The sequence below is a fragment of the Kurthia massiliensis genome (genome assembly GCF_000285555.1).
Taxonomy (GTDB): Bacteria; Bacillota; Bacilli; order Bacillales_A; family Planococcaceae; genus Kurthia; species Kurthia massiliensis.
Window position 1 is genome coordinate 650746 of sequence record NZ_HE610996.1, and the last position, 12780, is coordinate 663525.

Sequence of the window (12780 nt, forward strand, 5' to 3'; positions counted from 1 at the left end):
AGGATGGTAAAAAATCACTCGATATTCGTGTGTGGACTTGTCCATCTTGCGGTACGGAACTAGACCGAGATATTAACGCAAGTCAAAATATTTTAGCTGAGGGATTAAGGATATTATATCAACAACCGTAGGAACTACGGGGCTCGCCTACTCAAAAAGTGAAGCCACTGTTTCGAGCAAGTGGAAACAAGCAAGCGCTGTTCGTAGGAATCCCCCACTTCAAGCATGTTCGAAGAACGGCTAAGTGGGGGTAGTTCAATATCGGCTTCAATGATATTTTCTCTACAAAAAAGGCATCCACACTCTTCAGAGTATAGATGCCGACGTTGACAGTCATAATAGCAATTCACTGATATCGCTCCTTTAACGCATGTTAGTGAGGTCATCGAATAATGCCTTATCCCGGCGATCGAGCGCTACATCAATTAGATTAAGGCGGTTTTGGTCTTCCATTTCTGTAAAGAGCATTTCAAATTCTGAATGTGCTGCAGCGCGCGCCTCGTCTTGCTCTTTTTTCAACTCTAGGTCATCTAAAATCTTTTGCAGATGATCATGGATATTTGAGACGAGCAATAATTGATACAACGGTAGGCGGATGAAACGGCTACCTCGTTGGAAAACGAAAACGTCGGATAAGTTTTCGATTTGTAGCGTTTTTAAGTTAATAATAATCTCTTTGCCCTCGACCGGAATGAAGTTGAATAGCTCATCATCTTTTAACACTGAAAAATATTGATAAGCGAAGACGAGTTTTAAACGATCCCCTACGCGTTTCGTATAGAACGGTTCGATTCGACGGATTTGTAACATGGCCTTTCCCCTCCTTTAAAAAGGAATATTGAGATCCTTAAATACTTGGGGCCTATTGCGGTCACGGTGCCTAAAGAACTGAAGCTAACAACTTTCGATGATTACCGCTGTCTTACCGCAATATTCTGACTACTTATATAATACCACCAATCAATATATTTTACACATGTACTGTTTCAAATCGAACGATTAGACTATGAAAAAGTTGTTTGAATCTAAAACATTTACCTGTTTCCTGAATCGTTCTATAATGGAGAGAAAGATTTTTTTTGAGGACGGGATACTTATATGAATACAAACGTGTCAGAAATCGCTCATTTATATGAAGATTTTTTACGTAATAAAATGATTGAATTAAGCATTGAACTCGATTCCTCTAATAATAATGATGAGGAAACGGTACGCCGCGCTGCTTTTTTAGCGCGTCACAATTATGTGAAGCTGCGTAGTTTCCGTGCAGATCTTGGACGCATTCAATTTGCGGTACAAGATGCTGGTACACCGACAGTGACAATTTTGACGAATGAAACGAAAACGAATTGTGACTGTCCGATGAAAAAGCCTTGTCGCCACCAATTAGCGGCATTGTTTACACTTTATCAATATGTTGACTCTCTAGCAGGGTGGCTAGAAGATTTTCGTAATAAAAAGAACGTACAACTTCGCTTATTAAATGAAGAACGTACGCCCGAATCTTGGCTAAAACTTGTGCAACAAGTGTATCGCCAAAATTTATACAATCAGCAAAAAATTAATCCATATTTAATGGAGAGCATTTTTGCGGATATGCTTCAACAAATTAATCGTTATACACCACTTGAACGAGAATGGAGTAGCATGTATCAACTGTTTACGCGCATTGCCCTGCTTTCACACACTTGGAAACATTTACAGGCGACAGCGGAAGCTTCTCGTTCACACTACATTAATTTTATTGAGCATGAAGCAGAACAATTAAAAGAACTGATTCGTCAATCATCGACGAAGTCACGTCTTTTTGCGCTTGATCCGTTTTATGAATCACTGCAACAAGTTGTGAACTATTTCTTATTACATCAAGATGGCTATTTTGATGAACGCCTTAATATTTATACGCTATTTTGGGAATCAATGTTCGAAGATAAACGTTCACGTGAAATCGAACTGAACGTTTTACAACAAGAGCGTCATTTATCGGACGACGTTGATTTAAATGTCGTTTATGCGATGTTTTACATTATGCTCGATAAACGACTTGAATTTGAACGAATGCTTGAAGCCATCGAATCAAAACAATTGCTCGTATGGACGGATTTAGCGCATTTCGCAAACCGCAACGGCTACGATGAGATGCTTGCGATGATCATTCGCGCGATGCTCAGTCATTTAAACGTCTTTATTAATGAATGGCTTGCTGCACGCTACCGTTCATCGTTTGTCGCAGAATTTAATGAGTTATGTAAAAACGTCTCATTAACAGATGCCGAAAATGAATTACTCTTTGCAGCATCGGGTATGTACGGCATTCAACCGTATTCGCGCTATTTAATTAAACAACAACGTTTTATCGAATGGGCTGCATTGCATCAACGCTTCCCTTCGTCACTTAGCTATTTAGAATTGTGCGGAATGCGAGACGTACTCGATGAAAAACCAGAAGCACTATTGCCGCTTTATCATACGTTAGCGATGAAGGAAGTCAATCAAAAATCACGCCAACATTATAAACAAGCAGTACGCGTATGGAAAAAAATGAAAACCGCTGCGAAAAAATCAGCGAAAAATGAATTTTGGAATGATTATGTAACGACGTTAAAACAAAGCTACAAGCGTTTACGCGCCTTACAAGAAGAAATCGAGAAAGGAAACTTAATGCTATGACAATGACTAAGCATGTTCCGGATACTTTTTTAAAGTCGTTTATGCTAGAGATTTCGGAGATGAACAACGTCTACGCGCTTTCTGCATACGATGCAACGACGGGCACTGCGCTCAAAGCTGAAGATTGGGTATCTTTCCTTTATTTCCGTTATGAACGCGGCTTTTTCGGCTTAACGGCGAATATGACCGAGGATTCGATTTTATTATCACCACTTGATATGATCGAACTTTTCTCACCACAACAAATGCATCCGTTCGCAAGTTACGTCGGCAAAACGGTTTATGACAATGCGATTTTAGACGCTGCGATACGTGCCGGTAACTATTGGTATAGTGACATTTTATGGGATCATATCGATATTACAGAAGATGCACTACACGTGACGTTAGAAGACCAAGCTATCAATCATTTATTAGAGCTTGCACTGACACAAAAAATGCACGATGCCGGCCTTCGTCATGAAGATTTAACGCATCTACTGCCAATCTTTAAAGATGGTGGTTGGCCGATTCAACCAAAACATATAAAAGATGCGCTCATCGTCGCGCTCCGCCTTCGTGAACCAGATGAAGGTGAAACGATGTGGACGCTTGAAACGGTATTACGTGCGAAAAAATCTGCAAGCTATTGGACCGTTCCAGCCAGCAAGCGCAAACTAACGATTGAACGTGCAATGCCTAATAAATGGAGCGATTACTGTGCAGATGTGCAACAAATGCAAGCGCAAATGTTGAAATTATTGACATTGAAACCGTACGGCGCACATTTAGCAAATGACCGTTTTATTCGCGTCGATTTAACAGATCAAGATGTTCGTCAGTTTTTAAGCACCGACTTCATTTACTTACAAGCGCTCGGTTTTGAAATCGTGCTACCGGGTTGGTTAAAAGAATTGAAAGAATCTCGCATGAAAGTACAAGCGAGTGCTTCTACCGCTTCTAACTACAAATCAGCTGCCGGCTTAGATGAAATTTTAACGTTCAACTGGAAACTATCATTAGATGGTCATGATGTGAGCATTGAAGAATTCGAAAAAATGGTTGCAGAAAATCGTGAGTTTATTCGTGCTGGTACGGAATGGATTCGTGTCGATGCTGCATGGATGCAAGAAATTCGTGAACTCATGGAAAAAGCAGAAGATGAAAACTGGACGGTGCGTGATTTATTGTTCAAAGATGTTGCGCAAGAATTGAGCTTGCCGATGGAGATGGAAGATGACTCCGAATTAGATGACCCTGTATTACAATTTGAACTACAGCGTTCATTAAAAGATTACGTACAAAAAATTGTCGATAAACAAGGGCTGCCAGAAATTCCTGCTCCGGAAACGTTGCAAGCGGAATTACGCCCATATCAACAAATCGGATTTGATTGGCTCGTGTTCATGCGTGAGCAAAAATTCGGTGCCTGTCTTGCCGACGATATGGGACTTGGGAAAACGATTCAATTAATTTCGTATTTACTCCACGTCTACAAAACAGCGACAAAACCGACGCTCATCATTTGCCCGACTTCTGTACTCGGCAACTGGCAAAAAGAACTCGAACGCTTTGCCCCATCGTTAAATACGTACTTACATTACGGTGCAAAACGTTTGAAAGAATCTGACTTAACGAAAATGGTTGTACGTGATGACGTGCAAATTATGTTAACGACGTACGGTACCGTTACACAAGACATTGATTTATTAGAATCAATGGAATGGGCAAACGTCACACTTGATGAAGCGCAAAACATTAAAAATATGAATACGAAACAGTCGAAAGCGATTCGCCGTCTACGCGGTGAGCATCATATCGCTCTTACTGGTACGCCGGTTGAAAACAGACTGTCTGAGCTATGGGCTATTTTCGACTTTATTTATAAAGGCTATTTAGGTAGCTTTTCGAAATTCCAAGAGCAATACATCGCACCGATTGAACGTGATAATAGCGATGAAGTAAAAGAACAGTTGCGTCGAAAAATTCAGCCGTTCTTACTGCGTCGTACGAAGCAAGACCCTGATTTACGTCTGAACCTACCAGATAAAATTGAGCAACGTGAATATTGCCCATTAACGGAAGAACAAGCAGTGCTATATGAAAGCTTTATTCAAGAAACGATGCACAAACTTGAAACGTTGTCAGGTTTTGAACGTAAAGGGCTGATTTTAAAAATGCTCGGTAAGTTAAAACAACTGTGCAACCACCCCACATTGTATTTAAAAGAGCCATTCGATAATGCTGAAGATATGATTCATCGTTCTGAAAAATTAGAGCGCATCGTCAATCTCGGTGCAGAAATCGTACAAAATGGCGAGCAATGTTTAATCTTCACACAGTACATCGGTATGGGTCACTTAATGCAACATTGCTTCTCTGAGCTATACGACATCGACGTACCATTTTTAACAGGTAGTATGCCGAAACAGCAACGTGACCATTTCGTTGAGTCGTTCCAACGCGGCGACTTCCCGATTTTCATCTTGTCATTAAAAGCTGGCGGTACAGGATTAAACTTAACCGCGGCAAGCCACGTCTTGCATGCCGATCGTTGGTGGAATCCGGCTGTTGAAAACCAAGCGACCGACCGCGCATATCGTCTCGGTCAAACGCAATTCGTCCACGTCCATAAATTTATGACGACGGGCACAATCGAAGAAAAAATTGATGTGTTACTGACAGAAAAACAAACGTTATCAGAACAACTTATCCAATCTAGCAATTGGATTACGGAGTTAAATGATGATGAATTAAAAAATTTACTGAGCTTTTCTTATTAACACGCAAAAGCGCCTAGTTTCCGCTAGGCGCTTTTTTGCGTTGAAATGCGCCACCTCTAACGCACTTCTTCCTCAACTATACATTTTAAAATAGTACTTCTACTGAATCGATTGGTTCGAAATGTTTTAATGGGTCCTCATCTTTTTTCGTTACGAGAAACTCTACTTCATCCACAACAACTTCTGTCACATAAATACGTTGTTGCTGGTCATTCATATACGAATCACTTCGCAACCGACCACTTATGGAAACGAGTGACCCTTTCCCACAATAAATGCTCATATTTTCAGCTATTTTTCCCCACGCAGCGCACTGAATAAAATCTGTCTCCGACATGCCATCTGCATTTTTATAGCGACGTGTAACGGCTAACGTAAAACGCGCTCTCGGTTGTTGCTTTTGACCGACATATTGTAAATCTACCTGTTTCGTCGTACGTCCAGTTAGAACGACTTTGTTCAAACCATCACCTCCACACCGTTACTATAAAAGATAAGCATTCTTTTGACGAAGAGCGTATCGTGAGAAATGAGGCGCATCATCTTTGTATTTATAAAAAATCGTGCACAAATCCGGCAATAGCAATGCTGTTTTCTCAACAATCGCATATGCTATACTAAAAAAAAGACTGGATATGAAAGGTGATGAAGCAGTTGAAAACGTTTAAATTAATGTCGTTTGAAGTATTCCAAGGCGACGGCTTTAAAAGATATTTTTTAGAAGATGGGATTATTATTAATCAAGAAAGTAGCCACCAATCGTGGGTGCTCGAAATATTTTGTGATGCCGAGTATGCAGATGATTTCAAACATCTCATCAATACCGATACGATTTTAGAAGTGCGTGCAGTTATTTCTTACCCTGATAACGAGCCAGCTGCTTTCCGTGTGCTCGTACAAGGACTCAAATATACGAGTGACGGACGTATTTCCGTATTATTTAAAGGTACGCTCAAAACGCAAAATCGCCAGCAATATGCAGAGTTATTGCTCGAACATTTAATTAAAGAAGGTTTAGAAAGCGATGCCCTCGTGGACCGCTTCGCACGCGATATGAAAGAGCGCCCGCGCATTAAACCGTAAAAAAAGAGGTTAGGCATATGCCTAACCTCTTCATTTTTATTCAGCTGCCGGTCCAATTGCAAATAAAATATCACATTCACAAACGAGTTCCCCATCAACGGTTGCCACAGCGTGACCTTTCCCCATTTGACGGCGAAGACGTGTAAATTCGACTTCCATTTTTAATTGATCACCAGGAGTTACTTGGCGTTTAAAACGCGCATTATCAATCCCTGTTAAGAAAGCTAAGTGTCCTTTAAACTCCTCTTTTGAGAGCAGTGCGACACCGCCTACTTGTGCCATTGCTTCGACAATCAATACACCTGGCATCACTGGATACCCCGGGAAATGACCTTGGAAGAACGGTTCATTGATCGACACATTTTTAAGACCGACCGCGCGGATCCCTTCTTCCATATCGATAATACGATCGACAAGTAAAAATGGATAGCGGTGCGGTAAAATTGATTGAATTTGTGTTGCGTCTAGCATACATTAGTACCTCCTAGTGAATAAATTATTACCTGATACTAATAGTATACCACAACTACTCTGTCTTACCATTCATGATATCGAAAATATGCGTCCACGTTCCTGGATTTAATACTTGCATTGGGTTACCGTCTCCGATACCACCATAGCCAATCATTGCACCTAAAACGGCTGCTGCCGCTACTAATACAACGACGATTAAAATGCGCACAATCCAAGAGCCGAAGTTTACTGTGACAATTGGTTGTTGTATGTCAGTCGTTTCTTCAGGAGCTGTCTGTTGTTGACGCTTTTGCATACGTGTTTGTTTTTGTTGTTCAGTCATTGTCCTTGTCCCTTCATTCTAAGATCGAATGCTGTTTACAAGTCCCATCATTTGGTCAGCCATTGAAACGGTACGTGAGTTGAATTGGTATGAACGTTGCGTTTGAATTAAGCTTGTCATTTCGGCAGACATATCTACGTTTGACTGTTCAAGCGCGCCATTTTGCAAGCCGATTTGACTACGTTCTTCACCCGTCAAATCTGTTAACACATCGTCAATATTAATATCTAACTCATCAAAATTATCTGGAATGATTAAATAGTTTCCTGCTCGATGAACCATGAGATCAGGACGTTCAATTTGTGTAATTCCTAATCCAATTTTTTCTGTCGTACCATCTTTATATTCAACTTCCATCGTACCGTTCTCACGCATACCGATATTTTCAAGGTCACCTTTGAAGACGATTTCTTCATTATTTTCATCTAACACTAAGTTGCCGTTCGCATCTGTTAAATTAATCGTGCCGTCTTCATTCGGTGACAGTTGGAAATTACCATTACGTGTTACACCGATTTGTTGCATGTTATCCGGGTCATGACGATCTCCCATTTGGACATTAAAATATTGATTTTCTTTCGTTAACGCGAAATCTAAATAGCGATCCGTCGTTTTTAAGCTGCCTTGCGCTTGTTTTAGTTGCGTTTGCGCAATTTGTGCCCCAACACCGGTACGAATGCCAATTGGCGTTTGACGCGGTGATTTGTCCTTTTTATCGTTATTGTATTGTTGATACAATAACTCACCAAATGTTGCATTTTCAGACTTGTATCCAGTTGTATCTGTATTCGCTAAGTTATTACCGATACTATCAATTTTTTGTTGTAGCTGCGACATTGTGTTCGAAGCTGATACCATTGTACGGTTAAACATTTACATGTGCCTCCTAAACTTTCCCGATTTCATTAACCGCTTTATCCATGCTGCGGTCATACGCTTGAAGCATTTTTTGGTTTGCTTCAAATGAACGGTAAGCGGACATCATTTCTGTCATCGTTGATGCTGCATCAACATTTGACTGTTCAACGTAACCTTGGTTTAGAGAGTATGTATACTCACCGTCGCCAACAATTGACTCAAGTGGTTCTTCATCCTCTTCTGTATAGTATAACCCATTATCTTGTTTTAATAACCTATTTGGGTCCTCTGCATAAGCGACGTCAATTTGTGCAACAAGTTCATCATTTTCAATTACTTGACCATCTGTAGTTACTTGGAAGTCTGCACTTTGTAATTGAATTGGTTCACCAGTTGTCGATAGTACGTAATTGCCGTTAGATGTAACGAGATTACCTGATCCATCTTGTGTAAAGTTACCGTTACGTGTATATGCTTCACCAGTATCTGTTTGCAAGCGGAAGAACAGTGCCCCTGTTGATCCATCTTCATTTTCTGGTACATACTCTTGGCTCATGCCGATATCTGTTTTTAAATCTGTTTGTACAAGTTGACCTTGTGTATAATCAGGAATCGTTTCTTGGACGTATACGCCTGTACCAAGTTCCCCAATTTTTAATGTTGAGTTTGGATTAAAACCATTTGATAGACTGGCTTTACCACTTTTTTGAATTGCTGAAAGGAGCATATTTGGGAATGCGCGCACAGTCGATTGATCAGCTTTATAACCTGGTGTATTCGCATTAGCGACGTTGTTAGACAAAATCTCCGTACGACGTTGTTGTGCGATCATGCCTGTCGCCGCTGTATAAAATCCTTTAAACATCGATAAAATCTCTCCTTTGTTGTACTACTATTATATTTCGACTAATTTTTTGCTTTTTGCAACCTTATCTATGTTTTCTAACAAAATACCTGTACCGTCTACAACACAGTTCATTGCGTTGTCTGCAATAAATACCGGCACTAGTAATTGTTCTGTCAACAATTGGTCCAGCCCGTGAATTAACGCGCCACCGCCCGTTAACATCACACCGCGGTCGATAATATCTGCTGATAATTCTGGTGGTGTTTGTTCTAACACACTTTTGGCACCTTGTACGATTTGGTGTACGGCATCTTCTACCGCTTCTTGTGCCTCTTTAGACGTAATCGTAATCGTACGTGGTAAACCGTTAATCATGTCGCGTCCACGCACTTCTGTCTCTTCTTGACGGCCATCTTTTAACACAGTACCCACTTCAACTTTAATACGCTCTGCCGTATGTTCACCAATCAATAACTTATGATGTTTTTTCACATATTCAGCAATATTTTTATCGAATAAGTTGCCTGCTACTTTCAATGATTTAGAAGTAACGACGCCACCTAGTGATAGCACAGCAATATCTGTCGTACCGCCACCGATATCGATGACCATGTTGCCATATGGTTGGAAAATATCCATGCCTGCGCCTACTGCTGCTACTTTCGGCTCTTCTTCTAAGTAAACTGTACCGCCGCCTGCTTTTTGCGCTGCTTCACGAATAGCATTTTGTTCTACCGATGTAATATTCGTTGGACAGCAAATTAAAATACGTGGTTTTTTAGAAAAACGACCACCTAATTTTAATGAGCTAATAAAATGCGTTAGCATCGCTTCTGTCGTATCAAAATCGGCAATGACACCATCTTGTAATGGGCGTACTGCAATAATGCTTCCTGGCGTACGTCCAACCATCAGACGTGCTTCTTCTCCGACTGCTAATACTTTTTTCGTGCTTTGATTTAGCGCTACAACAGATGGTTCATTTAATACGATCCCCTGTCCTTTAACATATACTAATACGTTCGCCGTTCCTAAATCGATTCCGATATCATTTGAAAACATGTTCATGTTTCCCCTTTCGTAAAAAAATATTGTGAATTTAGTAAAAAAGCGTGCTCTACATACGTAACTTACAATAGTTTAACATAGGGAGGAAAGGCGAATATAGAGCAATTTAGTGAAATCTATAACATTTTTCTTACGTGAAATAAAATATTCGCCCCGACTTGGGACTTATATTTTTTATAAAATGACAGCAAATAAAAAAGAGCTCCTTCTAAAGAAGGAACTCTTTCAGATTATAATTTATAAAATAATGACAGTACTAAGCCTTTTGAAGTTCTTTTTCGTCTGCTGTTTCTTTTTCAGTGTCGATACGTTCGATATCTGCACCTAATGCTTTTAGCTTACCGTGGAAGTTTACGTAACCGCGATCTAAGTGACGTAATTCTGATACGCGTGTAATACCTTCCGCTACAAGGCCTGCAAGAATTAATGCTGCAGCTGCACGCAAATCTGTTGCAGCTACTTCAGCACCTTGTAATTTTGTAGGGCCTTCGATCACAACTGAACGGCCATCAATTTTAGCGTTTGCATTCATACGACGGAATTCTTCAACGTGCATGAAACGGTTTTCGAATACTGTTTCAGTTACCATGCTGCTACCTTCAGCAACAAGCATTAGTGCCATCATTTGTGATTGCATATCTGTTGGGAAACCTGGGTGTGGAATTGTTTTTACATCTGTTGCTTTTAATGGATGTGTTGCGCGTACACGTACACCACCATCTTCAAGTTCTGTAATTTCAACGCCCATTTCGCGCATTTTAGCAACTAGTGCTGTCATGTGCTCGATTACAGCGTTTTCAACGATCACATCACCGCCAGTAATTGCTGCGGCTACCATGAACGTACCAGCTTCGATACGGTCAGGAATGATGCTATGTGTTGTACCATGTAATTTTTCGACACCTTCGATACGGATTTTATCTGTACCTGCACCGACAACTTTACCACCCATTTCGTTGATAAAGTTTGCAAGGTCAACGATTTCTGGTTCGCGTGCTGCGTTTTCGATAATTGTTGTACCTTCAGCTAATGCTGCAGCTGTCATTAAGTTTTCAGTTGCACCTACTGATGGGAAATCCATATAGATTTTTGCGCCTTTAAGACGACCATCAGTTGTTGCTTCTACATAACCGTGACCCATTGTAATTTTCGCGCCCATTTGTTCGAAGCCTTTTAAGTGGATATCGATTGGACGAGAACCAATTGCACAGCCACCTGGCATTGCAACGCGTGCGAAACCGTTACGCGCTAATAATGGACCCATCACTAAAATTGAAGCACGCATTTTACGTACGAATTCGAATTGAGCCTCTGAATTAATTTCGTTGGACGCATCGATGTTAACGATGTTTGTTTCTGGATCGTATGTTAAATCTGCGTTTAAACTTTTTAACACTTCATCGATTGTATATACGTCTGATAAGTTTGGTACATTTTTGATTACATTTTGTCCTTCTGATGCAAGTAATGTTGCAGCAAGTACTGGTAAGACTGCGTTTTTAGCGCCCTCTACTCGTACTGTACCGTTCAACACATTGCCGCCTTTTACAACAATTTTTTCCACTTTTTGTCCCTCCGAATGTATTTATATCAAAAAAAATTTCATCATCTATTCATTGTTAATTTTTAAAGTCTGTTGTCAATTATTAGTAGCAAAACACATATAATGATACATGGTTTTCTTGGTATTGACAAGCATCCAAAACACTAATTTCAATTGACCTTTTTAAATTTTAACACAAATTTATTGTGCGTGCCTACTTCCATTCCTTTATTCCCTGGGAAATAGTAAATTATTCTCTACATTTATTTTCAAACAATTTAGTTTTAACGAAATTTTTTTTCATTATACCATCTATGACAAAAAGCAAAAAAATACTACGAAAATAAATAGCCTAACTGGCGTGCCCAACCTGTGAACGCTAAGAACACATTTGAAGCAGTACCGCCGATTGCGATGCTTAATAAAATTAAAATTAATTGCGTTTGAAATACATGGTTTTTTTTAAACCATTGACTATACATGAGACTTTGTAATCCGTAAAATGTGATCGCAATAAAGAAAATATGAGACATTAAACTAAATAGTGCGTTCTGCCCAATCATCGTTGATACTTCGCTCAATACACTCACCGCCCTTGTCATTAGTTATACCTATAATAATCGAATATCTCATCATCAATCAAATGCCTGAAGACACCCTTTTATTATATAGAAGGAAAAAAATATAAAAAAAAGATGAGTAGATTAAAATCTACTCATCTTATATTAAGCCCAAAGCTTAAATGTTACCCTCTTTAACGTTGATACGATTGATTGCACGGCTAAGAGCAGCCTCAGCGCGTTTCACATCGACGCCGTCTTTTTTCGCTTGTAAGCGTGTTTCAGCACGTTTAAGTGCTTCTTTTGCACGCGCAAGATCGATAGAGTCAGCCATCTCTGCAGAAGGTGATAAAATAGTAACTTGTTCAGCACGGATTTCAACGAACCCGCCGCTAACTGCTACTAATTCAGTTTTATTATTCGCAGTTTGTACGCGAACAACACCAACGGCAAGTGGTGCAACTGTTGGAATGTGTCCCGGTAGGATACCCATTTCACCAGATGTCGCACGCACACTTACCATTGAAGCTTCTGAATCGTATACTGGGCCGTCAGGAGTGACAATGTTGACTACAGTGGTCTTCATATTTTCT

At 40.1% G+C, this 12780-nt stretch carries 14 protein-coding genes; 4 read left to right on the plus strand and 10 right to left on the minus strand.

Annotation, left to right across the window (positions count from 1 at the left end; genetic code table 11):
• Positions 1 to 23 precede the first annotated feature (23 nt).
• Positions 24 to 131: a zinc ribbon domain-containing protein gene (locus KMHG_RS18680; RefSeq protein ID WP_439097671.1), complete on the plus strand. Its 108-nt coding sequence runs from the start codon at positions 24 to 26 to the stop codon at positions 129 to 131.
• 232 nt (positions 132 to 363) lie between these two features.
• On the opposite strand, the gene KMHG_RS03500 is transcribed toward KMHG_RS18680, so the two are convergent.
• The gene (locus KMHG_RS03500) at positions 364 to 810 is read right to left on the minus strand and encodes a transcriptional regulator (RefSeq protein WP_010287010.1); all 447 of its coding nucleotides are present in this window, start codon (positions 808 to 810) and stop codon (positions 364 to 366) included.
• Positions 811 to 1098: 288 nt separating this feature from the next.
• Between KMHG_RS03500 and KMHG_RS03505 the strand changes: the two genes are divergently transcribed.
• Positions 1099 to 2670 carry an SWIM zinc finger family protein gene (locus KMHG_RS03505; protein WP_010287012.1) on the plus strand — a complete coding sequence of 524 codons (1572 nt, stop codon included), beginning with the start codon at positions 1099 to 1101 and terminating at the stop codon, positions 2668 to 2670.
• Entirely contained in the window at positions 2667 to 5432 is a 2766-nt protein-coding gene (locus KMHG_RS03510) for a DEAD/DEAH box helicase (RefSeq protein WP_010287014.1), read from the plus strand. Before KMHG_RS03505 ends, KMHG_RS03510 begins: the two co-directional genes overlap by 4 nt.
• Before the next feature lie 85 nt (positions 5433 to 5517).
• Here KMHG_RS03510 and KMHG_RS03515 read toward each other — a convergent pair whose 3' ends face one another.
• Entirely contained in the window at positions 5518 to 5895 is a 378-nt protein-coding gene (locus KMHG_RS03515) for a single-stranded DNA-binding protein (protein WP_010287018.1), read from the minus strand.
• A 182-nt stretch (positions 5896 to 6077) separates the two neighbouring features.
• On the opposite strand from KMHG_RS03515, the gene KMHG_RS03520 reads away from it, so the two are divergent.
• Positions 6078 to 6515, plus strand: a complete 438-nt coding sequence (locus tag KMHG_RS03520) for a YwpF family protein (RefSeq protein WP_238984664.1) — start codon at positions 6078 to 6080, stop codon at positions 6513 to 6515.
• Between the two features lie 36 nt (positions 6516 to 6551).
• On the opposite strand, the gene fabZ is transcribed toward KMHG_RS03520, so the two are convergent.
• From fabZ to KMHG_RS03560, 8 genes are all read right to left on the minus strand, one after another.
• Positions 6552 to 6986 (minus strand): 3-hydroxyacyl-ACP dehydratase FabZ, encoded by a 435-nt coding sequence (gene fabZ, locus KMHG_RS03525; RefSeq protein ID WP_010287021.1) that lies wholly within the window; start codon positions 6984 to 6986, stop codon positions 6552 to 6554.
• Positions 6987 to 7041: 55 nt separating this feature from the next.
• Complete coding sequence (locus KMHG_RS03530) at positions 7042 to 7311, minus strand: DNA-directed RNA polymerase subunit beta (RefSeq protein ID WP_010287023.1); 270 nt, start codon at positions 7309 to 7311, stop codon at positions 7042 to 7044.
• A gap of 18 nt (positions 7312 to 7329) precedes the next feature.
• A complete protein-coding gene (locus KMHG_RS03535) occupies positions 7330 to 8184 on the minus strand; it encodes a flagellar hook-basal body protein (protein ID WP_010287030.1) in 855 nt (284 codons plus the stop codon).
• A gap of 13 nt (positions 8185 to 8197) precedes the next feature.
• Entirely contained in the window at positions 8198 to 9034 is an 837-nt protein-coding gene (locus tag KMHG_RS03540) for a flagellar hook-basal body protein (protein WP_010287031.1), read from the minus strand.
• 30 nt (positions 9035 to 9064) lie between these two features.
• Complete coding sequence (mreB, locus tag KMHG_RS03545; protein ID WP_010287033.1) at positions 9065 to 10078, minus strand: rod shape-determining protein MreB; 1014 nt, start codon at positions 10076 to 10078, stop codon at positions 9065 to 9067.
• A gap of 262 nt (positions 10079 to 10340) precedes the next feature.
• Positions 10341 to 11648, minus strand: a complete 1308-nt coding sequence (gene murA / locus KMHG_RS03550; protein ID WP_010287035.1) for a UDP-N-acetylglucosamine 1-carboxyvinyltransferase — start codon at positions 11646 to 11648, stop codon at positions 10341 to 10343.
• A gap of 314 nt (positions 11649 to 11962) precedes the next feature.
• A complete protein-coding gene (locus KMHG_RS03555; protein WP_010287037.1) occupies positions 11963 to 12208 on the minus strand; it encodes a DUF1146 family protein in 246 nt (81 codons plus the stop codon).
• A 157-nt stretch (positions 12209 to 12365) separates the two neighbouring features.
• The gene (locus KMHG_RS03560) at positions 12366 to 12773 is read right to left on the minus strand and encodes a F0F1 ATP synthase subunit epsilon (protein ID WP_010287039.1); all 408 of its coding nucleotides are present in this window, start codon (positions 12771 to 12773) and stop codon (positions 12366 to 12368) included.
• Between the last annotated feature and the right edge of the window lie 7 nt (positions 12774 to 12780).